Raw genomic sequence first — 20,807 nt, 5'->3', positions numbered from 1 at the left:
GCCTGCTGCCTTCGATCGAAGGCAGCAGGCGCTTCCCTTTGATCAGTCCACCAGCGCCCGGATGAACGGCACCAGCGCGCGGAAGGCCTTGCCGCGGTGGGAGATCGCGTTCTTCTCCGCCGGGGTCAGTTCCGCGCAGGTGCGGGTGTCGCCCTCCGGCTGGAGGATGGGGTCGTAGCCGAAGCCGCCCGTGCCGGTCGGGGTGTGGCGGAGGGTGCCGGGGAGGCGGCCCTCGACCACGCGTTCGGTGCCGTCCGGGAGGGCCAGGGCCGCCGCGCACGCGAAGTGGGCGCCGCGGTGGGCGTCGTCGATGTCGGAGAGCTGGGCCAGCAGGAGGTCCAGGTTCGCCTTGTCGTCGCCGTGGGTGCCGGCCCAGCGGGCCGAGAAGATGCCGGGGGCGCCGTTCAGGACGTCCACGCACAGGCCGGAGTCGTCGGCGATGGCCGGCAGGCCGGTGGCGCGGGCCAGGGCGTGGGCCTTGAGCAGGGCGTTCTCGGCGAAGGTGACGCCCGTTTCCTTGACGTCCGGGATCTCGGGGTACGCGTCCGCGCCGACCAGCTCGTACGGCAGGCCGGCGTCGGACAGGATGGCGCGGAGCTCGGAGACTTTGCCCGCGTTGCGGGTGGCGAGGATCAGGCGGCGGCTGCTGGTCATGGGGCCCATTATTCCGGCCTGTCCGTCGCACCCGGCGCTCAGCCCGGGGTGCAGACCTTCGACAGTTCCTTCGCCGCGTCGGCGACGGGCGTGATGTCGGGGGTGTTGTTGCCGCTGTCGATCGAGGTGCGGACGTTCTTGACGGCCGTGTTCATGGAGTCGATCGCCTTGCCGAGATCGGTGTTGTCCGTCTGGTCGCCGATCTTCTTGAGGTTCGCCTCGATCTGGTTCAGGGCGTTCTGGGCGTCCTGCGGGCTGTTGCCCGCGTTCGAGACCGCCTGCTGGAGGTCGTTGGCGCCGTCCGTGATCGCCACCGCCGTGTTCGCGCAGTCCATCGCCGTGGAGATCGCGTCGCAGGAGGTGAGGGCCGGGACGGTCAGGACGGCCGCCACGGCCACGGCGGCTATGCGGAGCTTCATTCGGGTCCCCCCAGAAGGTTTCGGGTACGTGGACGGGCGCACGGCTGTGACGCCGTGCGCCCGTGTCTGCGGAGACGCCGTGGCGCCCGCAGCGGTTGCTACAGCTGGAGCGCTCCGCGCTGGATGGCCTCCAGGTCGGCGCAGCCGCCGGCGGCCAGGTCGAGGAGGGCGTTGAGTTCCTTGCGGTCGAAGGGCTCCCCCTCGGCGGTGCCCTGGACCTCGACGAAGCGGCCGTCGCCGGTGCAGACCACGTTCATGTCGGTCTCGGCGCGGACGTCCTCCTCGTAGCAGAGGTCGAGGAGGGGGACGCCGTCGACGATGCCGACGCTGACGGCGGCGACGGTGCCGGTGAGCGGCTTGCGGCCGGCCTTGATGAGCTTCTTCTGCTGGCCCCAGGCGATGGCGTCGGCGAGGGCGACGTAGGCGCCGGTGATGGCGGCGGTGCGGGTGCCGCCGTCGGCCTGGAGGACGTCGCAGTCCAGGACGATGGTGTTCTCGCCGAGGGCCTTGTAGTCGATGACGGCGCGCAGGGAGCGGCCGATGAGGCGGGAGATCTCGTGGGTGCGGCCGCCGATCTTGCCGCGTACGGATTCGCGGTCGCCGCGGGTGTTGGTGGAGCGGGGGAGCATCGAGTACTCGGAGGTGACCCAGCCTTCGCCGCTGCCCTTGCGCCAGCGCGGGACGCCTTCGGTGAAGGAGGCGGTGCAGAAGACCTTGGTGTCGCCGAAGGCGATGAGGACGGAGCCCTCTGCGTGCTTGCTCCATCCGCGTTCGATGGTGACCGGGCGGAGCTGTTCGGGCGTGCGGCCGTCGATGCGAGACATGCTCCGAGCCTAGTCGGTGTGCGGGATCGCGCGGACGGGGGAACGCGAAGACCCCGGCCGGGTGCGGGTTTCCGGGACGGGGTCTGGGCGTGGGCCTGGTGGAGCCGGTGTGCTCAGGTCACATCATGTCTTCGATGTCGGCGGCGATCGGGTCGGCGTCGGTGCCGATGACGACCTGGACGGCGGTGCCCATCTTGACGACGCCGTGGGCGCCGGCGGCCTTCAGGGCGGCCTCGTCGACCAGGTCGGGGTTGACGACCTCGGTGCGCAGGCGGGTGATGCAGCCCTCGACCTCTTCGATGTTGTCGATGCCGCCGAGCCCTGCGACGATCTTCTCAGCCTTGGTGGCCATGTGTTTCTCCCTGAGTTCTCCGAGAACCGACCCGCCGGCGCGGTCCGCTTTGTCACGGTAGCCCACGGTTGGCCCATCTACACGAGCACGTGCGCGCCTTCTGCCGAATGATGACGATCAGCAGCAAGCTGCCTGCACAACTGGTCTACACCAGTGTGCCGCACGGGACGCAGCTGCCAAAACGGGCCGGTCAGGAGGACGCCGATGAGCGTGAGCAGCGCCGCCGCAGCACCACCCGAGCCGAGGTGGTGGAACGGCCTGTTCCAGGGGCTCCAGAAGATGGGGCGGAGTCTGCAGCTGCCGATCGCCGTCCTTCCGGCGGCGGGCATCCTGAACCGGCTCGGGCAGCCGGACGTGTTCGGCAAGGACGGCCTGGACTGGGCGGACGTGGCCAAGGTGATGGCGGGAGCCGGCGGTGCGCTGCTGGACGCGGACCTGGGGCTGCCTCTCTTGTTCTGCATCGGTGTCGCGATCGGCATGGCGAAGAAGGCGGACGGCTCGACCGCGTTGGCGGCGGTGGCGGGGTTCCTCGTCTACCGCGGGGTGCTGCACGCCTTCCCCGACGACTGTCCGCCCGGCACGAAGGACGTGGGGGGCGGTTGCATCACGCCGACGGACACCTTCGCGGGGTACACGTACCAGAACCCCGGGGTGTTCGGCGGGATCATCATGGGTCTGCTCGCGGCCTGGTTCTGGCAGCGCTTCCACCGGGTGAAGCTCGTCGACTGGCTGGGCTTCTTCAACGGGCGCCGGCTGGTGCCCATCATCATGTCGTTCGTCGCGATCGCGTTCGCCGTGGTGTGCCTGGGCATCTGGCCGCCGGTGGGTGCCGCGTTGGAGAGCTTCTCGGACTGGCTGGTGGGGCTGGGTGCCTGGGGTTCGGGCCTCTTCGGCCTGGCGAACCGTGCGCTGCTGGTGATCGGTCTCCACCAGTTCCTGAACGTGCCCGTGTGGTTCCAGTTCGGCAGCTACACGAAGCCGGACGGCACGGTGGTGCACGGCGACATCAACATGTTCCTGCAGGGCGACCCGGACGCGGGCCAGTTCCTGTCCGGCTTCTTCCCGATCATGATGTTCGCCCTCCCGGCGGCGGCGCTGGCGATCACGCACTGTGCGAAGCCGTTGCGCCGCAAGGAGGTCGGGGGGTTGATGCTGTCGGTGGGCCTGACGTCGTTCGTCACCGGCATCACGGAGCCGATCGAGTACTCGTTCCTCTTCGTGGCGCCGGCGCTGTACGCGATCCACGCGGTGCTGACCGGTGTGTCGATGGCGGTGACCTGGGGGCTGGGCGTGCACGACGGCTTCAGCTTCTCGGCGGGGTTCATCGACTACGTCATCAACTGGCGGCTGGCGACGAAGCCCTGGATGATCATTCCGATCGGCCTGTGCTTCGCGGTGGTGTACTACGCGGTCTTCCGCTTCGCGATCACGAAGTTCGACATCCCGACGCCGGGGCGGGAGTCGGACGAGGAGATCGCGGCGATGCAGGCGGACAACACCAAGGCGTAGCGGCGGGTCGTGCCCGCCCGGAGGCCGTCGAGGCCCTTGGATCGGTGATCCGGGGGCCCTTCGCCATGGACTGCCGGATGTGGTGTAGACCACAGGAAATCGAAGGTTCCTTATCTATCCCCGACCATGCTACAACTGGTCTACACCACCCATTGGTGTAGACCACGCACGAGCGGGGCACCTCTGTCCGAGCGCTCGCGTACCCCCGTTCCGAGACGCCGCCGATCCCCCGTTCCCCGGGCGCGCGCCTTGCCTTCTGGAGGAAGCTCATGTCCACAGCCACCGCTGCTGCGGAAAAGAAGAAGGGCGCGGGCGTGATGGCTGTCATGCAGCGCATCGGCCGGAGCCTCATGCTCCCTGTAGCGGTGCTCCCTGCCGCCGCGCTGCTCGTCCGCCTCGGCGACAAGGACATGCTCGGCGACCCGTCGCTGCCGGGCTTCCTCACCAAGATCGCCGGATACATGTCCGCCGGCGGCGGTGCGATCCTCGCGAACATGGCGCTGCTGTTCGCCGTCGGCATCGCGATCGGTTACGCCAAGAAGTCCGACGGCTCGACCGCTCTCGCCGCGGTCACCGGCTACCTGGTCTTCGCCAAGGTCCTCGCGACCTTCACCGACCCGAACCTGCCGAAGGTCGAGACGGTCGTCGACCACAAGGTCGCCCTCGTGGACGCTCCCGTCGACGCCAAGGTCCTCGGCGGTGTCGTCATGGGCATCGTGGTGGCCCTGATCTACCAGAAGTTCTACCGGACCAAGCTGCCCGAGTGGGCGGGCTTCTTCGGCGGCCGCCGGCTGGTCCCGATCCTGTCCGCCTTCGCGGGTCTGCTGATCGGCATCCTCTTCGGCCTGATCTGGCCGGTACTCGGTACGGGCCTGCACAACGTCGGCGAGTGGCTGGTCGGCTCCGGCGCGGTCGGCGCGGGCATCTTCGGCGTCGCCAACCGCGCTCTCATCCCGGTCGGCATGCACCACCTGCTGAACTCCTTCCCGTGGTTCCAGGCCGGCGAGTACAAGGGCAGCAGCGGTGACATCGCCCGCTTCCTGGCCGGCGACCCGAGCGCCGGCCAGTTCATGACCGGCTTCTTCCCGATCATGATGTTCGCCCTCCCGGCGGCCTGCCTCGCGATCGTCCACTGCGCCCGCCCCGAGCGGCGCAAGGTCGTCGGCGGCATGATGTTCTCCCTCGCGCTGACCTCCTTCGTCACCGGTGTGACCGAGCCGATCGAGTTCACGTTCATGTTCATCGCCCCGGTGCTGTACGCGCTCCACGCGGTGCTGACCGGTGTCTCGATGGCGCTGACCTGGGCGCTCGGCATGAAGGACGGCTTCGGCTTCTCCGCCGGCGCCATCGACTACATGCTGAACCTGGGCAAGGCCACCAACCCGCTGGGCCTGGCCGTCGTCGGCCTGTGCTTCGCCGCGGTCTACTACGTGGTCTTCCGCTTCGCGATCATCAAGTACAACCTGCCCACCCCGGGCCGCGAGTCCGACGAGGAGCTCGCCGAGCTGCTCAAGGCCGAGGCCAAGTAGGCCGGTAACCCGTACGGCACCTGCGCCCGTACGACGCGAAGCCCCCGCCTTCCCTTCCGGGAGGGCGGGGGCTTCGTCCGTTCGGGCTCGTTCGGGCTCGTGTGGGCCGGACCCGTGCGGGCTCAGACCTCGTACACCGCGCCCGCGTACGCGAGGTCGACCGGGCCGTCGTAGACCGCGCGGGCGTCGGCCAGGTTCTGCCGGGGGTCCGTCCACGGCGGGATGTGCGTGAGGACCAGCCGGCCGACCCGGCCGGTGCGGGCGAACTCCCCGGCCTCGCGACCGTTGAGGTGGAGGTCGGGGATGTCCTCCTTGCCGTGCGTGAAGGACGCCTCGCACAGGAACAGGTCCGTCTCCTCGGCCAGCAGTCCCAGTTCGGGGCAGACGCCGGTGTCCCCGGAGTACGTCAGGGAGCGGCCGCCGTGCCCGACGCGGATGCCGTACGCCTCCACCGGGTGGCTGACCCGCTCGGTGCGGACCTGGAACGGGCCGATTTCGAAGGTGCCGGGCTTGAGGGTGCGGAAGTCGAAGACCTCGCTCATCGAGCGCTCGTCGGGGACGTCGTCGTAGGCGGTGCTCAGCCGCCTCTCGGTGCCCTCCGGGCCGTAGACCGGGATGGCGGAGCAGCGGCCGCCCTCGTGCCGGTAGTAGCGGGCCACGAAGTACGCGCACATGTCGATGCAGTGGTCGGCGTGCAGGTGGCTCAGGAAGATCGCATCGAGGTCGTAGAGACCGATGTGGCGCTGCAGCTCGCCGAGGGCTCCGTTGCCCATGTCGAGGAGCAGTCGGAAGCCGTCGGCCTCGACGAGATAGCTCGAACAGGCCGATTCCGCGGACGGGAACGACCCCGAGCAGCCGACGACGGTGAGCTTCATGGAGCGTGAACCTCCAGGGACGGTCCGTGGACGGAATGCGGGCCGTGCGTGGGTCGAGCGTAAGGCGCGAAACGTCAGGTCGCTCCTCCGCGGCAGGCCGTTGTGGGGGGAATCACCTGTGCTGTCACCCGGGGGAGCGACAGGGGGCACGGGCGTGCCGGTGCACTGCCGTGCCGAGGGCTGCGGGCGAGGCTAACGTCGGAGCATGGACACGTCCTGGTGGCCCGCGGCGGCGGCGGTGGTCGCCGTGCTGCTGGTGGTGCTGGTCGCGGGGCGTCTGCCGGCTCTGCCCCGGCGTGCCCTGCCGCAGCACACCTCCGGTACGGAGCCGCAGCCGCGCCCGGGTGAGCTGTGGCGCCTGGCGGACGGGCGGCTGTGCCTGGTGCTGACGGTGGAGCCGGTCCGGGCGCACCGGGCGCGGGTGGCGTGGATCAGCGGGAAGTACGACGACCGGCGGCCCGGGGTGATCCCGCTGCCGCCGGGGACGGTGGGGGCGCAGGGCCGGCCCGGCTTCCTGGAGGCGGACCGTCCGGAGCAGGTGTGGGTGTGGGAGTTCCGCAGCCGGCTGGGGACGCTGGATCCCGCGGTGTGGGACGAGGTCAAGGGACTCGGAGGTGGCGGCTGATGGCGGGCGCGGTGCGGGTGCGGCGGGTCTACGATCCGGCGGAGCCGGAGGCGGACGGTGTACGGGTCCTGGTGGACCGGCTGTGGCCGCGGGGCCTGGCGAAGGCGCGGGCACAGGTGGACGACTGGCCGAAGGTGCTGACCCCGTCGGGGGAGCTGCGCACGTGGTTCCATGCGGGCGGTTCGGCCGAGGAGTTCCGGCGGCGGTACGAGGCGGAGCTCGCGGAGCCGGAGGCAGCGGCCGAACTGTCCCGGTTGCGGGAGCTGGCGTCGAAGGGCCCGGTCACGCTGCTGACCGCGGTCCGCGATCCCGGGTCGAGCCACGCCGCGATCCTGGCGGAGCTGCTGTCCCCGTGACGGCCGCCTGAGGGCCTCCGGTCCCGGCCTCCGGTTCGCGTCGGCCGGGCGCCGGGGGCTCCAGGGGTGTCTCGTCGATCGCGCCGCGAGCCCGGCCCGATCGGCAGGCCACCCCTAGGCCCAGAGCTGGCCCTGGAGGGTTTCGATGGCCTCTTCCGTCGTCTTCGCCGTGTAGACGCCGGTCGAGAGGTACTTCCAGCCGCCGTCTGCCACGACGAAGACGATGTCCGCCGACTCGCCCGCGGCGACCGCCTTGCGGCCCACGCTGATCGCCGCGTGCAGGGCAGCTCCGGTGGAGACGCCCGCGAAGATGCCTTCCTGCTGGAGGAGTTCGCGGGTGCGGGTGACCGCGTCGGCGGAGCCGACCGAGAAGCGGGTCGTCAGGACCGAGGCGTCGTACAGCTCGGGGACGAAGCCCTCGTCGAGGTTGCGCAGGCCGTACACGAGGTCGTCGTAGCGGGGCTCGGCGGCGACGATCCTGACGCCTTCGACGTGCTCGCGCAGGTACCGGCCGACACCCATCAGGGTGCCCGTCGTGCCGAGCCCGGCCACGAAGTGGGTGATCGAGGGGAGGTCCCGCAGGATCTCCGGGCCCGTGGTGGCGTAGTGGGCGCCCGCGTTGTCCGGATTGCCGTACTGGTAGAGCATCACCCAGTCGGGATGCTCGGCCGCCAGTTCCTTGGCCACCCGGACGGCGGTGTTCGAGCCGCCCGCCGCCGGCGACGAGATGATCTCGGCTCCCCACATGGCGAGAAGGTCGCGGCGCTCCTGGCTCGTGTTCTCCGGCATGACGCACACGATCCGGTAGCCCTTGAGCTTCGCGGCCATCGCCAGGGAGATGCCGGTGTTGCCCGAGGTGGGTTCCAGGATGGTGCAACCGGGGTGGAGCCGGCCGTCCTTCTCGGCCTGCTCGACCATGTGGAGCGCGGGGCGGTCCTTGATCGAGCCGGTCGGGTTCCGGTCCTCCAGCTTGGCCCAGATCCGGACGTCCTCCGAGGGGGACAGCCTGGGCAGCCGGACGAGCGGCGTGTTGCCGACCGCGGCCAGCGGGGAGTCGTAGCGCATCAGACGGAGCCGCCGGCGACGGCCGGGAGGATGGTGACGCTGTCGCCGTCCTTGACCGCGGTGGAGATGCCGTCGAGGAAGCGGACGTCCTCGTCGTTGAGGTAGACGTTCACGAAGCGGCGCAGCTTGCCGCCGTCCACGATGCGCTCCTCGATGCCCTTGTGGCGCTTCTCCAGGTCGGCGAAGAGCTCGGACAGCGTGGCGCCCTCACCGGTCACGGCCTTCTCGCCGTCGGTGTAGGTGCGGAGGATGGTGGGGATGCGGACCTCGATGGCCATGGCAGCAGGCTCCAGTCGTGTCGTGACGAAAGTGTGGGGGCGCGGCGCAGGGCCCCCCGCGCGAGGGGCTGTGGGTGCTCAGGCGGCAGGACAGATACTGCTGGCGAGGCGGCACAGGTCGACGTGCAGCCGCGCCACGAGCAGCAGCCTGCCGGGCGTCTCGATGCTCACGTCGTGGGGAACCATGCGGTCATGTTAACGATTCCCGGCCCCCGGTTTGGAGTGTGATCCCGCATCGTGGACGTCTCACGCTCACATCGTGGTCAGTAGGCCTCGACGACCTGCACTTCTTCCTCGGTGATGACGCCTTCGACGATCCGGTACGAGCGGAACTGGAACTCGCCGAGGCCGTCGGTGTCGGCCGTCGAGACGAGTACGTAGTGCGCGCCGGGCTCGTTGGCGTAGGTGACGTCGGTGCGCGAGGGGTAGGCCTCGGTCGCGGTGTGGGAGTGGTAGACGATCACCGGGTCCTCGTCGCGGTCGTCGAGCTCCCGGTAGAGCTTCAGCAGATCCTTCGAGTCGAACTCGTAGAACGTGGGCGAGCGGGCCGAGTTGAGCATCGGGATGAACCGCTCGGGGCGGTCGGTGCCCGCCGGGCCGGCCACGACGCCGCACGCCTCGTCGGGGTGGTCCTGGCGGGCGTGCTCGACGATCCGGTCGTACAGGTCCTTGGTGAGGGTCAGCATGAGCGACAGGATAAGCAGACGGGCCCTCCCGTACCGAGGTGTGGTACGGAAGGGCCCATATCGTGGACACGAGCCCTGTGGAGCAGGCGTCGTGAGACCTGGTCAGGAGGCCTTGTTGAAGGCGGCTCCGGCCGGGTTGCGGCGCTTGAGCACCAGGTAGGAGACGCCCAGGATCAAGCCCCACAGGGGGGCGCAGTAGAGCGAGACGCGCGAGTCGGCGTCGATGCCCATCATCACGATGACCACGGCGATGAAGGCCAGCGAGAGCCAGCTCGTCCACGGCGACCCGGGGGTCTTGAACGGGGAGGCGGGCAGCTCTCCGCGGTTCACCTGGGCGCGGTAGCGGATCTGGCAGACCAGGATCATGATCCAGGCCCACATGCCGGAGATGGTGGCGAAGGAGACGACGTAGTCGAAGGCCTTGCCCGGCGCGACGTAGTTGATCCAGACGCCCACCAGCATCAGGCCGGCGGAGAAGGTGGTGCCGACGAGCGGGGTGCCGCTCTTGGTGAGCTTGGTGAAGACCTTCGGGCCCTGGCCGTTGAGCGCGAGGTCGCGCAGCATGCGGCCGGTGGAGTACATGCCGGAGTTGCAGGAGGACAGGGCGGCGGTCAGCACGACGAAGTTGACGATCGCGGCGCCGAGGCCGAGGCCCATCTTCTCGAAGGCGAGCACGAAGGGGCTCTCGCCGGCCTTGAAGTTCGACCACGGGATGACCGACATGATCATGATGAGGGCGCCGACGTAGAAGACGGCGATGCGCCACGGCACGGTGTTGATGGCCTTGGGCAGGGTCTTCTCGGGGTCCTTGGACTCGCCGGCGGTGACGCCGACGAGCTCGACCGCGAGGAAGGCGAACACCACGATCTGGAGCGTCATCAGCGTCTCGCCGATGCCGTTCGGGAAGAAGCCGCGGTCGTTCCACAGGTTGGAGAACGAGGCGCCGCCGGCGGCGTCGGAGAAGCCGATGGTCAGGACGCCGACGCAGATCAGGATCATGCCGACGATGGCGGTGACCTTGACCATGGAGAACCAGAACTCCAGCTCGCCGAAGAGCTTCACGGAGATCAGGTTGGCGGCGTAGAGGATGACCGTGAAGATCAGCGCGTAGGCCCACTGCGGGAAGCTGTCGTGGGTCCAGTACGACATGTACTTGGCGGCGGCGGTGACCTCGGTGATGCCGGTGACCACCCAGAAGAGCCAGTAGGTCCAGCCGGTGGCGTACCCCCAGAAGGGGCCGAGGAACTGGCGGGCGTAGTCCGAGAAGGAGCCCGAGACCGGGCGGTACATCAGCAGCTCGCCCAGGGCGCGCATGATGAAGAAGATGACCAGGCCCGCGATGGCGTAGGCCAGGATCAGGCTCGGTCCGGCCTTGGAGATCGCCTTGCCGGCGCCCAGGAAGAGACCGGTGCCGATGGCTCCGCCGATCGCGATCATCTGGATCTGGCGGGCGCCGAGTGCGCGGTGGTAACCCTCGCCGCCCTCGGCCGGTGCGCCCTCGCCGGGCGTCCTGTCGTGCTGCTCGACCTGCACAGAGGTCATGTCTTGGTGCGCCTTTCTCCACGCCGACCCGCGCCTTGACTGGCTGCGGATCGGGTCCTCGATCCCCCCGGATACGGATGGAGTTGCACCCGGCGGTCAGCCGGTTCAAGCGGGCCGGGGGACATGGGTGGCGCCCCGTCGGCGGTCGTGAAGATTTATCACGGCCCTACGGGTGATCGACGGGTTGAAATGTGACGCAGGACACCAGGAATCCAGGACAAAGGTGCTGAAACAGATCAGATCACCGCATGGCGGTGATCTGATCGTTATCCGGATTTGAGCGTCCGCTGAGCGAACGGAGCGCGGGTGGTACGCGACCGATGGTCGCCTCTGAGCTTTTCCTGAGGTTTCGGGCGGCTCTCAGAGGGTTTCGATGAGCGTCTCCTGGAGCCCGCCGAGCCAGAGGTAGGCCATCACCATCGGCTTGCGCGGATCGTCGTCCGGCAGCCGGAAGAGCATCGCGCTCTCGTCGTCCTCGGTGATCTCCAGGCGGGCCGCGATGGTCAGCCGCAGGTCGTTGAGGGCGCCCAGCCAGCGCAGCGGCAGCTCCCCGGTCAGCTCCAGCACGGCCGTCTCGTCCTCGCCCGGCGCGAGCCCGTCCAGGCTGCGCACGACGGCCAGCGCGTCCTCCCGCTTGCGGGTGCGCAGGTCGTTCTCGGTGAACCGGCGGAACTCCGCCGAGCGCGCGGCGAGCTCGGCCGGGTCCACGCCTTGGTCCTCGGGGCCGGGGCCGCCGTAGGCGTCGGGAAAGAGCCGGGCCAGCGCCGGATCGGCCGGCCGCTCGGTGGGCCCGTCGCTGCCCTCGGCGAACAGCACGGCCAGCGGGTCCGCATCCGCGTCGGGCTCGGGCGCGCCCGGCCCGATGAGCTCCAGCAGCTGCACGGCCAGGGAGCGCAGGATGGAGATCTCGATCTCGTCCAGCGTGATGACGGCGCCGCCGCCCTTCAATGCCTCGAACATGCCGGCGGAGCGCCCCATCAGATGCGGTCCTGGGAGAGGGTTGCCCACAGGCCGTAGCCGTGCATGGCCTGCACGTCGCGCTCCATTTCCTCGCGGGTGCCGCTGGAGACGACCGCCCGCCCCTTGTGGTGGACGTCGAGCATCAGCTTGTGCGCCTTGTCCTTCGAATAGCCGAAGTACGCCTGGAACACGTACGTCACGTAGCTCATGAGGTTGACCGGGTCGTTGTGCACGAGGGTCACCCAGGGGACGTCGGGCTCGGGGACCGCAGCGGCTTCTTCTGCCGACTCGGTGCGTTCGATCTCAATGGGAGCAACACTCACTCGTCCCATGCTGCCACTGTGACGGGCCCGTCGCACAAACGACCCCGACATCTCGTCACTCTGACGAAATGTGCGCTAGCATCCGTGTCATGAACCCTGCGGACCTGGGCCTGCCGGTGGACGTGCCGTCGACAGCGCTCTTCACGGATCATTACGAGCTCACGATGCTGCAGGCCGCCCTGGCGAACGGCACCGCCGACCGCCGCTCGGTCTTCGAGGTCTTCACCCGGCGGCTGCCCGAGGGCCGGCGCTACGGGGTGGTGGGCGGCACCGGACGCGTCCTGGACGCGGTGGAGAACTTCCGCTTCGACGGCGCCGTGCTGGAGTTCCTGCGCGAGCGTGCCGTCGTCGACATGCGGACCCTGGACTGGCTGGCCTCCTACCGCTTCTCCGGCGACATCTGGGGCTACCCGGAGGGGGAGGTCTACTTCCCCGGCTCCCCCGTCCTGCGCGTCGAGGGCAGCTTCGCCGAGTGCGTGCTGCTGGAGACGGTGGTCCTGTCGATCCTGAACCACGACTCCGCGATCGCCGCCGCCGCCTCCCGCATGGCCTCCGCGGCCGGCGGGCGGCCGCTGATCGAGATGGGGGCGCGGCGCACGCACGAGCTGGCGGCCGTGGCGGCCTCGCGGGCCGCGTACGTCGGCGGATTCGCCTCGACCTCGGACCTGGCGGCGGGCTTCCGGTACGGGATCCCGACGGTCGGCACCTCCGCCCACGCCTTCACCCTGCTGCACGACAGCGAGCGCGACGCCTTCACGGCGCAGGTGACCTCGCTGGGCGGAGGGACCACGCTGCTGGTGGACACCTACGACGTCGCCGAGGCGGTACGGACCGCCGTGGAGGTGGCCGGGCCGGGACTGGGAGCGGTGCGGATCGACTCCGGGGACCTGCTGCTGGTCGCGCACCGGGTGCGGCAGCAGCTGGACGAGCTGGGCGCCACCGGGACGCGGATCGTGGTGACCTCGGACCTGGACGAGTACGCCATCGCCTCGCTGGCGGCGGCTCCGGTGGACGCGTACGGCGTCGGCACGCAGCTGGTCACCGGCAGCGGGCACCCGACCTGCTCCATGGTCTACAAGCTGGTGGCCCGGGCGCAGTCCGCCGACCCGAAGGCGCCGCTGGTGCCGGTGGCGAAGAAGGCCGGCGGCGGGAAGACCTCCGTCGGCGGCCGCAAGTGGGCGGCCCGGCGGGTGGACGCCGAGGGCGTGGCGGAGGCCGAGGTCGTCGGGACCGGGCCGGTCCCCGCCGCCCTGGCGGACCGGCAGCTGCTGGTCGAGCTGGTCAAGGCCGGCGAGGTCGTCGCCCGCGAGCCGCTGGAGGCCGCGCGGGAACGCCACCGCGAGGCCCGCGCCGGCCTCCCCCTGTCGGCGACACAGCTCTCGCGGGGCGAGGCCGTGATCCCGACCGAGTACGCGTAGCGCGGCCCGGGCGGGGGGAAGAGCCTCCCGCAGGGCCCGCCGCAGCACACCACCGAGCCGAAGGGCACCCGAAATGCACCGCGCACTGATCGTCGTCGACGTACAGAACGACTTCTGCGAAGGCGGCAGCCTGGCGGTCACCGGCGGGGCCGATGTCGCCGCCGCCATCACCGAGCTGATCGGGCAGGCCACCCCCGGGTACCGCCACGTCGTGGCCACCCGCGACCACCACGTCGACCCGGGCCCGCACTTCGCGAGGCCGCCGGCCGAGCCGGACTACCGGGAGTCCTGGCCCGTCCACTGCGTCGCCGGCACCGAGGGCGTGGGGTTCCACCCGAACTTCGCGCCCGCCGTGGCCTCCGGCGCCGTTGCCGCCGTCTTCGACAAGGGGGCGTACGAGGCCGCGTACAGCGGGTTCGAGGGCGCCGACGAGAACGGCACCGGGCTGGCGCAGTGGCTGCGCGAGCGGCACGTCAGCGAGGTCGACGTCGTCGGGATCGCCACGGACTACTGCGTCCGGGCCACCGCGCTCGACGCCGCCCGCGCCGGTTTCGCCACGCGGGTGCTGCTGAACCTGACGGCGGGCGTGGCCCCGGACAGCACCGAGCGGGCCGTGGAGGACCTGCGGACGGCCGGCGTGGCCGTGGTCGGCGGCCCCGCCCGCTGAGGCCCGTCCGGGCCGCCAGGGCCCCCTCAGGTGCCCAGCAGGGCGCGGATCGGGTGCCAGAGCTCCTGGGCCCGGTCCGGGGCGCCCCGCCAGAGCAGGCCGTCCGGGTGGTGCAGGACGGCCGTGACCTCGTCCGGGGTCGGGGGCTGCGCGTTGCCCCGCAGGTACACCGCCCGCATGCCGTGGTTCCGCAGCCTGGTCAGGGCGCGGGCCCGGTTCGCGGCGTGGACGAGCACGCGGACGTTCCCGTTCTCCCCGGACGGCCTGGGCAGCGTGAGCGCGACCACCACGCTGCCGCCTGGCAGTCTGACGAAACCTCCACCGGGCATGATCTTCAGCTCCCCCGTCAATAAGAAACTCAGCTCACGCATCTAAACGCGATCGGCCGCCGCCCGCTAGAGGGCGACGGCCGATCATGCTTTGACCTGCGGTTTTACAAGTTACTTCGCGGCCGGGCCGACCTCGACCGTCATCTGGAGGCCGTCGTAGGTCTCCTTGGCGATCTTGATCTTGGTGTTGGTGTCAGTGACCTTCACCGAGCCGGTCGGGTTCTCGTCGTAGTAGTACTTGCCCTTGTGGTCGTCGAAGACCAGGTTCGCGGGCTTCGGCTTGAGGAAGAGCTCCTCGCCGTTCTTGTGCAGGGTGAACGCATCCGTCGAGTACGCGCTGAACGGCGCGTCGTACGGCTGGATCTTGTTCCGCAGCAGGGTGCCGTCGGCCCACTTCATGGGCTTGGCGTTGGCGTCGATCGGAAGGATCAGACCGGCGCCCGGGTGCTGGCTGACGTTGTTGTCCTTCTGGGACTTGTCCCAGAGCCAGATCAGCAGGCCGTCCTGGTACGGGTAGTGCTCGACCCAGTTCGGCTTGGAGTTGGCGAAGCCGAAGTTGTACGGGCCGACCTTGAGGGTGGAGTCGTACGACACGTAGCGGCGGTTCTCCGCGATGTAGTACTGCTCGTACTCCTTGGTGAAGCCGGCGCCGATGCGCGAGAAGCCCTTGCCGGTCCAGCCGTTGTCGCCGTTCTCGGCGCCGTCGGTGAACAGGGTCTGGCCGTCCGCGGTGATCGAGAGGGCGTCGGCGGTGAAGCCCTTGCCGCCCGCGCCGCCGTCCGTCTGGTAGCGGAAGCGGAGGTCGACCTTCTTGCCCGCGTAGGCGTCGAGCGGGAACTTCAGGTCCTGCCAGCCGCCGGAGACGTCGGTCAGACCGGCGTTGCCCGCGGCGTCGGCCGGGATGGCCTTGCCGTTGGCGGTGCCGTTCAGGACGGTCCAGGTGGCGCCGCCGTCGGTGGACACCTCGGTGTAGAGGTAGTCGTAGTCCTTCTCGATGTCCCACCAGCCCTTGAGGGAGAGGGCGGCGGAGGACTTGCCGGTCAGGTCGACCGAGCGGGTCAGGGTGTTCTTGAGGTCGTCACCCATGTTGCTCCACCACTGGGTGGAACCCTCGGCGGGAGCGACGACGTCGGTCTTGACCTGCTTCTTGGGCAGCTCGACGAGCAGCGCCTGCTTGTCCTTGGTGTTGTACTCCGAGACGCCCAGCTTGTGGGTGGACTTCGTCGCGGCCTTCGCCGTGTCGTAGTTCAGCCAGCCCAGCTGCAGCTTGTCCCAGGCGGTCATGTCGCCCGGGAGGTTGCCTATGGACTCCTTGCCGTCGCCGAGCCAGGAGCCGGCCGACATCAGGGACCAGAAGCCGACGGAGTTCTCGGCGCCGCCGGAGGTGTCGTAGAGGTCCGGCAGACCGAGGTCGTGGCCGTACTCGTGGGCGAAGACGCCGAGGCCGCCGTTCTCGGGCTGCATCGTGTAGTCACCGACCCAGAGGCCGGTGTCGCCGATCTGCGTGCCGCCGGCCTTGTTGTTCTCCGGGCCGGTCTTGCCCGCGTTGGTGCCGTAGGCGTACCAGCGGTGCGCCCACAGCGCGTCGTGGCCCTGCACGCCGCCGCCGGCCGACTCGTCCTCGCCCGCGTGGACGATCTGGAAGTGGTCGATGTAGCCGTCGGGCTCGTTGAAGTTGCCGTCGCCGTCGAAGTCGTTGCGGTCCCACTGGTCGTACTGCGCCAGCTGGGCCTTGATCTGGGCGTCGGTCTTGCCGGCCTTCTTCTGCGCGTCGACCCAGGCGTTGACGCCGTCGCGGACGGTGTCCCAGACGTTGGCGCAGTTGGTCTGACCGCAGTAGTTCGAGCCGTAACGGGCCTCGTTGTACGGGACCTTGACCCAGTCGGCGACCTCGCCGTCGACGGAGTAGCGACCCGAGGAGGTCTTCTCGTAGTAGGTCTTCAGCGAGTTCTTGCCCTGGCCGGTACCGAAGTACAGGTCCTGGAAGTACTCGCGGCTGAAGTCCTTGCGCCAAGCGGTGCTGTTGTTCGTGGAGCGGTCCGGCTGGGCGATCTGGTTGTGCGCGGGGCCGGGGGCGCCGCCGTACTTCGGCACCGCCGGCTTCGGGCCGTCGGGGCCGTCCGGGTCGAACATGGTCGTGTTGTCGACCTGGTCGCCGAAGTCGACGAGGATCGTGAAGATCTTGTCGGTCTTCTCGCGGCCCAGCTCGACGTACTTGTTGTCGTCGAGCTTGACGACCTTCGAGGCACCCCGCTGCTCGACCTGCTTCTTGCCCTTCAGCACCTGGTCAAGGGCAGCCTCGCGCGCCTGCGCCTGCTGCTTGCTGAACGGACCGTCGAGGTTGTGCGGGACCTGCTCCTTGGCGGGAGCGGTCGGGTCCTGGCGGTCCGCGGCCGGCGCGCCGCCCCAGCTGGTGTCGGCCTGGGCCGCGGTGAAGAAGGCGCCGGAGGCCGCGGTGGCGGCCAGGGTCACGCCGATGGCTGCGGCACGCAGCGCTCGTCGGCGACTGGAAATGCTGGTCACTTGATGTCGTTCCCCTCCCGCGGCCGCGACACAGGTCGGAACATCTCCGTAGGAGTGGGGGGTTCCGCGCGGCGCGCGTCTCAAGTGACGACATTTGACCGGAGAGTCGAGAGAAAAGACAGACCTTGACTTGTTCCTTACAACTGCACTATGCGGTCAGGTGGTTCCGCTATCCGGACGTTCTCCTGCCATATGGGACGAAGGGAACTTCCCGCCCCTCGTACCGTGGTGGAGCGTGACCCCGTGCGCCCCCCGTGCACCGGCACCGTGGGTTAGGTCACGCTTACTGCCGGTTCCGCCCGGGAATCTCCCGTCCTAGAGTCTCTTGACTGGCCCTCCCGCCTTGAGGACGGATACCGCCATGCCGCGTCCGACTGCCGCACAGCTCGTGTACGGGTCCGCCACGGTCGTCGTGTCGACCATCGCCATGCTGCTGCTCTCGCAGACGAGTTCGGGCATCGGGGTCGCGGTGATCTGTGTGGCCGCGCTGGCCCTCGGTCTGCTCATCGCCGTCAGCGGGGCGATCCCCGCGCGGCGCCCGCGCCCCGCTCCCGCCCCCGTCCCCGCCGCCGCGGCCGCCGCCACGGCCGCCGGCACTGCCGCCGAGGGGGAAGAGGCGGCGGAGGCGGGGGCTCCCACGCCGGCGGCCGCCCGGGTGCCCGAACCCCGGACGGCCGCCGCCGAACAGCCGGTGCACCACTGAGCCGTACGCCCGCCCGGCCCGGGGTGCGCCGCGCTACACCACCTTGACCACCACGGTCTTGCCCACCTTGTCGTGCAGGGCCTGCTTGTACGGCTTGTCGACGAGCATCGAGACGATCAGCGCGAGCGGCCACAGGCAGAAGCAGCAGATCAGCGTCGGCAGCCAGAGCACCGCGGCGCGGGCCAGGGAGGCGCCCGACGGCGGGACGCTGCCGTCGTTGAGCATGGCGGTGCGCAGGCCCAGCGCCTTCTTGCCGATGGTCTGCCCGCTCCTGTGGGTGAACCACCAGTCGTAGCCGACGTACACGGCGATCGAGATCAGGGTCATGGCCAGGCCGCTGCCGCTGTAGGACTTGGTGATGACCTCGCTGACGTCCTCGCCCTTGTTCGTCTCGACGACGTAGCGGTTGGTGCCGAAGGCCAGCTGGATCAGGGCCAGCGGAACGGCCACGATGATGACGTCGATGAGGCGGGCGCCGAGCCGCTTGCCGAAGTCGGCGAGCGGGGGCATCCCGGCGAGCGGGTCGGGCATGCCGTAGCCGCCACCGCCGTACCCGCCTCCCCCGCCGTTGTACGGGCCGCCGGGCGGCGGGGGCGGTGGGGGCGGGTACCCGCCTCCTCCGCCCCCGTAGGGGCCTCCCCCGCCGCCGTAGGGGCCTCCGGGGGGCGGCGGCCCGCCCGAGGTCGGCGGCTCCGTGGGCTTCTTGAGGAACGGGTCGTCCTCGGGGCGCTCGGCCGGCGGCGGCTGATCGGTACTCATGCCCCGAGTCGACCCCGCCTCCTGACGGCCCGCAACGGGACGGAGTCCGTTAGGGGTATCCACCCCCCGGACGGCGCCCAGGGCGGCACCGGGGGGCCTGTCGGGGGGCCGGACGCCGCGGGCCCTGGCGGCCCTGCCGTAGGGGCTAGCGGGAGACGTACGTCCCGGCCGCGCGGTCGTGCCAGCCGCGGCGGCGGGGCCGGTCGCCGAGACACCACAGGCAGCCGAGGAACCCGAAGAGGGCGAACACCAGCCAGCGGCTCAGGGCCGCGCCGAAGCCCGGGGGGCGGAAGGTCGAGGCGGCCAGGACCCGGATGCCGAGGAGCTTCTTGCCGGGGGTACGGCCCCAGCGGGCGGTGGGCAGGACCTCGTAGAACACCCCGAAGAGGAGGACGGCGCCGAGGACGAGGCCGAGGTGGCCCGCGACGGTCCCGTCGAACAGCCAGACGGTGGTGGTGCGGCCGGTGCTCCGGGCGGCGTCCACCTTGGCCTGGAGGTGTGCGGTCGCGGCGGGGACCAGGGGCTGGGCGGTGGCCGCGGCGACCGCGGCGAGGACGAGGGAGTCCAGCGCACGGGCCACGGCCCGGCGCGGCAGCCCGGCCGGCCGCACGGCCCGCTCCGCCATCTGCTCGAACACGTCCCGCCCGGTGGGCCGCAGCCGGGCGGGGGCGGAGCCGTCCGCATCCGGCCGGTCCGCATCCGCCCGGCCGGCGGACGGCTCGGCCCGGAGCGAGCCGCCCCCGGCGGAGCCCTGCCGAGGCGTCCAGGGGACGGCACCCCGCGGCGCAGACTCACCGTCCCGGGCGTCCCGTTCGCCGCCGCGTACGGGACGCCGGTCGCCGCCTGCCTCCGGGCCGGGCCGCCCCGGCGCGGGCTGCTCGGGCGTCCAGACGCCCGTGCCCCGAAGGCCACCGGGGGCCGGCTCCGCCGCCCGCACCTCCGCGCGGGCCGCCTGCCGGACGCCGGCGGCGTCCGGGGCGGGGCGGTCCGGAGTGGACGGCCACCGGGGTTCGTCCGACGTGGCACGGCTCGGCGCGGGCTGCTCGGACGGCGACCAGGGGTCGGGCTCCGCATGCTGCGGGCGGCGGGGCGCCGGCTGGGCCTCGGGCCAGGACGAGGTGAGGCCGGAGTCGGAGCCGCCGCCCGGGGCGGAGGGCCAGTCCGGGGGCTCGGCGGCGGGGGACCGTGCCGACAGGATGCCCACACCCTCGGCTGAGCCGCGCCCTGCCGCGGCCCCGGCCCCGGCCCCGGCTCGGGCGAAGGACACCCCCGGCCCCCGCTCCGCCGCCGGCGGCGCGGGCTCCGGCTCCGGCGCGGCCTCCGGCTCAGGCTCTGCCTCCGGCTCCGCGCGGTGGCCCCAGGACACCCGGTCGTCGCGGGGCCCGCCGAAGCCGGCCTGCTGGGCGGGATCGGCCTGCCACGCGGCCGCCGGCGCCCGCTCGGCCACCACGTCGGTCGTGCCCGTCCGGTCCAGGAACACCGGCCCCGTCTCGTCGGCGGGGGTGGCGGGGCGGCTCGTACCCGGGACCCAGGACAGGCCGTTCCAGTACCGGACGTACCCGGGGATGGACGGATCGGGGTAGTAGCCCTCGCGGGCCGCGTGCTCGCCGTCACCTGGGGAGGGCGTCAATGTCCCCAACTCCGATCGTGGCTTGAGGCTTGTGCAGGGGGAGGACCATAGCCAAGAACCGCCCCCCGACCGGTCCGGTAACGGGAGAATCCAAGCCTTCGAGCGAACCTGCCCCCGTGCGGCTCTTTTCGGTCAGTCGACAGAATCCGGCCAATCCCCGATGGGATGCCCGAAGTCGCGTCATACCCGGGCACTTCGGCGCTCTCTGCGGGTGTGGGGCCCGAACCGGCCCCGCACCCGGCACCCCTGCATTCCTGCATCCCTGCAGCCCGAACCGAGAAGAGGCCGCCATGCACCAGCACCCCGTCATCGAGCGCGAACTGGAACTCAAGCTGGTCCTGTCCCCCGAGCGCAGCATCGCCGTCCCCGCCCGCCTGGTGTACCTGGCCGACGACCCGTACGCCGTTCACATCACCTTCCACGCCGGCTCCAGCACGCCGGTCAGCTGGACTTTCGCCCGCGAGCTGCTGGTCGAGGGGGTGTTCCGCCCGTGCGGCCACGGCGACGTCCGGATCTGGCCCACGAAGGTGGACGACAAGGCGGTGTTGTGCATGGCGCTGAGCTCCCCGGACGGCGACGCCCTGCTGGAGGCCCCGGGGCCCGCCGTCTCGGCCTGGCTGGAGCGCACCCTGCGCGCCGTCCCGCCCGGCAGCGAGGCGGAGCGGCTGGGCCTGGACGAGGCGCTGGCCGAGCTGCTCGCCCCGACTCCGGCCGACGACCTGTGGATGCGTGACCCCTGGCCGTCGGACGAGTCGGCGGACGGCGAGCTGTGATGCCGGGC

24 protein-coding genes are annotated in these 20,807 nt (G+C 70.7%); 8 read left to right on the top strand and 16 right to left on the bottom strand.

The window, feature by feature from the left end; genetic code table 11:
* Positions 1-42: 42 nt before the first annotated feature.
* The 4 genes from rdgB to AB0B01_RS23575 all read right to left on the bottom strand — a co-directional run bounded on the left by rdgB (position 43) and on the right by AB0B01_RS23575 (position 2,315).
* Positions 43-654, bottom strand: a complete 612-nt coding sequence (gene rdgB, locus AB0B01_RS23590) for an RdgB/HAM1 family non-canonical purine NTP pyrophosphatase (protein ID WP_361722421.1) — start codon at positions 652-654, stop codon at positions 43-45.
* A 38-nt stretch (positions 655-692) separates the two neighbouring features.
* Positions 693-1,073 (bottom strand): hypothetical protein, encoded by a 381-nt coding sequence (locus tag AB0B01_RS23585; RefSeq protein ID WP_361722418.1) that lies wholly within the window; start codon positions 1,071-1,073, stop codon positions 693-695.
* A 98-nt stretch (positions 1,074-1,171) separates the two neighbouring features.
* Positions 1,172-1,897, bottom strand: a complete 726-nt coding sequence (gene rph, locus AB0B01_RS23580) for a ribonuclease PH (protein WP_361722415.1) — start codon at positions 1,895-1,897, stop codon at positions 1,172-1,174.
* Between the two features lie 118 nt (positions 1,898-2,015).
* Positions 2,016-2,315, bottom strand: coding sequence for a PTS glucose/sucrose transporter subunit IIB (locus AB0B01_RS23575; RefSeq protein WP_356846842.1), 300 nt, complete (start codon positions 2,313-2,315; stop codon positions 2,016-2,018).
* Positions 2,316-2,453: 138 nt separating this feature from the next.
* Here AB0B01_RS23575 and AB0B01_RS23570 point away from each other — a divergent pair, with 138 nt between their 5' ends.
* Positions 2,454-3,758 (top strand): PTS transporter subunit EIIC, encoded by a 1,305-nt coding sequence (locus tag AB0B01_RS23570; protein ID WP_361722411.1) that lies wholly within the window; start codon positions 2,454-2,456, stop codon positions 3,756-3,758.
* A 269-nt stretch (positions 3,759-4,027) separates the two neighbouring features.
* Positions 4,028-5,287: a PTS transporter subunit EIIC gene (locus tag AB0B01_RS23565; RefSeq protein WP_361722408.1), complete on the top strand. Its 1,260-nt coding sequence runs from the start codon at positions 4,028-4,030 to the stop codon at positions 5,285-5,287.
* Between the two features lie 122 nt (positions 5,288-5,409).
* On the opposite strand, the gene AB0B01_RS23560 is transcribed toward AB0B01_RS23565, so the two are convergent.
* Entirely contained in the window at positions 5,410-6,162 is a 753-nt protein-coding gene (locus AB0B01_RS23560) for an MBL fold metallo-hydrolase (RefSeq protein ID WP_361722406.1), read from the bottom strand.
* A gap of 205 nt (positions 6,163-6,367) precedes the next feature.
* Here AB0B01_RS23560 and AB0B01_RS23555 point away from each other — a divergent pair, with 205 nt between their 5' ends.
* Complete coding sequence (locus tag AB0B01_RS23555) at positions 6,368-6,787, top strand: hypothetical protein (protein ID WP_361722403.1); 420 nt, start codon at positions 6,368-6,370, stop codon at positions 6,785-6,787.
* Positions 6,787-7,143 carry a DUF488 family protein gene (locus AB0B01_RS23550; protein WP_361722400.1) on the top strand — a complete coding sequence of 119 codons (357 nt, stop codon included), beginning with the start codon at positions 6,787-6,789 and terminating at the stop codon, positions 7,141-7,143. The genes AB0B01_RS23555 and AB0B01_RS23550 overlap by 1 nt, the downstream gene beginning before the upstream one ends.
* Before the next feature lie 114 nt (positions 7,144-7,257).
* Here AB0B01_RS23550 and AB0B01_RS23545 read toward each other — a convergent pair whose 3' ends face one another.
* The 7 genes from AB0B01_RS23545 to clpS form a co-directional block, all read right to left on the bottom strand.
* The gene (locus AB0B01_RS23545; RefSeq protein WP_361722397.1) at positions 7,258-8,208 is read right to left on the bottom strand and encodes a cysteine synthase; all 951 of its coding nucleotides are present in this window, start codon (positions 8,206-8,208) and stop codon (positions 7,258-7,260) included.
* A complete protein-coding gene (locus AB0B01_RS23540) occupies positions 8,208-8,486 on the bottom strand; it encodes a MoaD/ThiS family protein (RefSeq protein WP_356846850.1) in 279 nt (92 codons plus the stop codon). The genes AB0B01_RS23545 and AB0B01_RS23540 overlap by 1 nt, the downstream gene beginning before the upstream one ends.
* A 78-nt stretch (positions 8,487-8,564) precedes the next feature.
* On the bottom strand, positions 8,565-8,672 hold the full coding sequence (locus tag AB0B01_RS23535; protein ID WP_324603773.1) for a putative leader peptide: 108 nt from the start codon (positions 8,670-8,672) through the stop codon (positions 8,565-8,567).
* Between the two features lie 77 nt (positions 8,673-8,749).
* Complete coding sequence (locus AB0B01_RS23530; RefSeq protein ID WP_361722393.1) at positions 8,750-9,172, bottom strand: M67 family metallopeptidase; 423 nt, start codon at positions 9,170-9,172, stop codon at positions 8,750-8,752.
* A gap of 102 nt (positions 9,173-9,274) precedes the next feature.
* Positions 9,275-10,714, bottom strand: a complete 1,440-nt coding sequence (locus AB0B01_RS23525) for an amino acid permease (protein WP_361722390.1) — start codon at positions 10,712-10,714, stop codon at positions 9,275-9,277.
* A gap of 360 nt (positions 10,715-11,074) precedes the next feature.
* Positions 11,075-11,692: a DUF2017 domain-containing protein gene (locus AB0B01_RS23520; protein ID WP_361722387.1), complete on the bottom strand. Its 618-nt coding sequence runs from the start codon at positions 11,690-11,692 to the stop codon at positions 11,075-11,077.
* A complete protein-coding gene (clpS, locus tag AB0B01_RS23515) occupies positions 11,692-12,006 on the bottom strand; it encodes an ATP-dependent Clp protease adapter ClpS (protein WP_361722384.1) in 315 nt (104 codons plus the stop codon). The genes AB0B01_RS23520 and clpS overlap by 1 nt, the downstream gene beginning before the upstream one ends.
* Positions 12,007-12,086: 80 nt before the next feature.
* Between clpS and AB0B01_RS23510 the strand changes: the two genes are divergently transcribed.
* Positions 12,087-13,415, top strand: a complete 1,329-nt coding sequence (locus AB0B01_RS23510; RefSeq protein WP_361722381.1) for a nicotinate phosphoribosyltransferase — start codon at positions 12,087-12,089, stop codon at positions 13,413-13,415.
* A 73-nt stretch (positions 13,416-13,488) separates the two neighbouring features.
* Positions 13,489-14,082: a nicotinamidase gene (locus tag AB0B01_RS23505; protein WP_361722378.1), complete on the top strand. Its 594-nt coding sequence runs from the start codon at positions 13,489-13,491 to the stop codon at positions 14,080-14,082.
* Positions 14,083-14,108: 26 nt separating this feature from the next.
* On the opposite strand, the gene AB0B01_RS23500 is transcribed toward AB0B01_RS23505, so the two are convergent.
* Positions 14,109-14,411: a hypothetical protein gene (locus AB0B01_RS23500; RefSeq protein WP_361722466.1), complete on the bottom strand. Its 303-nt coding sequence runs from the start codon at positions 14,409-14,411 to the stop codon at positions 14,109-14,111.
* Positions 14,412-14,522: 111 nt separating this feature from the next.
* The gene (locus tag AB0B01_RS23495) at positions 14,523-16,925 is read right to left on the bottom strand and encodes an immune inhibitor A domain-containing protein (RefSeq protein ID WP_361722463.1); all 2,403 of its coding nucleotides are present in this window, start codon (positions 16,923-16,925) and stop codon (positions 14,523-14,525) included.
* Positions 16,926-17,295: 370 nt separating this feature from the next.
* On the opposite strand from AB0B01_RS23495, the gene AB0B01_RS23490 reads away from it, so the two are divergent.
* Positions 17,296-17,637 carry a hypothetical protein gene (locus AB0B01_RS23490; protein WP_361722375.1) on the top strand — a complete coding sequence of 114 codons (342 nt, stop codon included), beginning with the start codon at positions 17,296-17,298 and terminating at the stop codon, positions 17,635-17,637.
* 33 nt (positions 17,638-17,670) lie between these two features.
* On the opposite strand, the gene AB0B01_RS23485 is transcribed toward AB0B01_RS23490, so the two are convergent.
* Positions 17,671-18,396, bottom strand: coding sequence for an RDD family protein (locus AB0B01_RS23485; RefSeq protein ID WP_361722372.1), 726 nt, complete (start codon positions 18,394-18,396; stop codon positions 17,671-17,673).
* A gap of 145 nt (positions 18,397-18,541) precedes the next feature.
* The gene (locus tag AB0B01_RS23480) at positions 18,542-20,026 is read right to left on the bottom strand and encodes an RDD family protein (protein WP_361722369.1); all 1,485 of its coding nucleotides are present in this window, start codon (positions 20,024-20,026) and stop codon (positions 18,542-18,544) included.
* 290 nt (positions 20,027-20,316) lie between these two features.
* Between AB0B01_RS23480 and AB0B01_RS23475 the strand changes: the two genes are divergently transcribed.
* Positions 20,317-20,799 carry an SsgA family sporulation/cell division regulator gene (locus AB0B01_RS23475; protein ID WP_361722366.1) on the top strand — a complete coding sequence of 161 codons (483 nt, stop codon included), beginning with the start codon at positions 20,317-20,319 and terminating at the stop codon, positions 20,797-20,799.
* Positions 20,800-20,807: the final 8 nt, after the last annotated feature.

It is taken from the genome of Streptomyces sp. NPDC044571, assembly GCF_040647115.1.
Taxonomy (GTDB): domain Bacteria; phylum Actinomycetota; class Actinomycetes; order Streptomycetales; family Streptomycetaceae; genus Streptomyces.
Note: the sequence above shows the minus strand (reverse complement) of the source record. Positions and strands in the feature narration are given on the sequence as shown.

Coding starts and splice junctions, on each gene's coding strand:
- rdgB (WP_361722421.1), bottom strand. CDS start 654: ATGACCAGCAGCCGCCGCCTGATCCTCGCCACCCGCAACGCGGGCAAA.
- AB0B01_RS23585 (WP_361722418.1), bottom strand. CDS start 1,073: ATGAAGCTCCGCATAGCCGCCGTGGCCGTGGCGGCCGTCCTGACCGTC.
- rph (WP_361722415.1), bottom strand. CDS start 1,897: ATGTCTCGCATCGACGGCCGCACGCCCGAACAGCTCCGCCCGGTCACC.
- AB0B01_RS23570 (WP_361722411.1), top strand. CDS start 2,454: ATGAGCGTGAGCAGCGCCGCCGCAGCACCACCCGAGCCGAGGTGGTGG.
- AB0B01_RS23565 (WP_361722408.1), top strand. CDS start 4,028: ATGTCCACAGCCACCGCTGCTGCGGAAAAGAAGAAGGGCGCGGGCGTG.
- AB0B01_RS23560 (WP_361722406.1), bottom strand. CDS start 6,162: ATGAAGCTCACCGTCGTCGGCTGCTCGGGGTCGTTCCCGTCCGCGGAA.
- AB0B01_RS23555 (WP_361722403.1), top strand. CDS start 6,368: ATGGACACGTCCTGGTGGCCCGCGGCGGCGGCGGTGGTCGCCGTGCTG.
- AB0B01_RS23550 (WP_361722400.1), top strand. CDS start 6,787: ATGGCGGGCGCGGTGCGGGTGCGGCGGGTCTACGATCCGGCGGAGCCG.
- AB0B01_RS23545 (WP_361722397.1), bottom strand. CDS start 8,208: ATGCGCTACGACTCCCCGCTGGCCGCGGTCGGCAACACGCCGCTCGTC.
- AB0B01_RS23540 (WP_356846850.1), bottom strand. CDS start 8,486: ATGGCCATCGAGGTCCGCATCCCCACCATCCTCCGCACCTACACCGAC.
- AB0B01_RS23535 (WP_324603773.1), bottom strand. CDS start 8,672: ATGGTTCCCCACGACGTGAGCATCGAGACGCCCGGCAGGCTGCTGCTC.
- AB0B01_RS23530 (WP_361722393.1), bottom strand. CDS start 9,172: ATGCTGACCCTCACCAAGGACCTGTACGACCGGATCGTCGAGCACGCC.
- AB0B01_RS23525 (WP_361722390.1), bottom strand. CDS start 10,714: ATGACCTCTGTGCAGGTCGAGCAGCACGACAGGACGCCCGGCGAGGGC.
- AB0B01_RS23520 (WP_361722387.1), bottom strand. CDS start 11,692: ATGGGGCGCTCCGCCGGCATGTTCGAGGCATTGAAGGGCGGCGGCGCC.
- clpS (WP_361722384.1), bottom strand. CDS start 12,006: ATGGGACGAGTGAGTGTTGCTCCCATTGAGATCGAACGCACCGAGTCG.
- AB0B01_RS23510 (WP_361722381.1), top strand. CDS start 12,087: ATGAACCCTGCGGACCTGGGCCTGCCGGTGGACGTGCCGTCGACAGCG.
- AB0B01_RS23505 (WP_361722378.1), top strand. CDS start 13,489: ATGCACCGCGCACTGATCGTCGTCGACGTACAGAACGACTTCTGCGAA.
- AB0B01_RS23500 (WP_361722466.1), bottom strand. CDS start 14,411: ATGCCCGGTGGAGGTTTCGTCAGACTGCCAGGCGGCAGCGTGGTGGTC.
- AB0B01_RS23490 (WP_361722375.1), top strand. CDS start 17,296: ATGCCGCGTCCGACTGCCGCACAGCTCGTGTACGGGTCCGCCACGGTC.
- AB0B01_RS23485 (WP_361722372.1), bottom strand. CDS start 18,396: ATGAGTACCGATCAGCCGCCGCCGGCCGAGCGCCCCGAGGACGACCCG.
- AB0B01_RS23475 (WP_361722366.1), top strand. CDS start 20,317: ATGCACCAGCACCCCGTCATCGAGCGCGAACTGGAACTCAAGCTGGTC.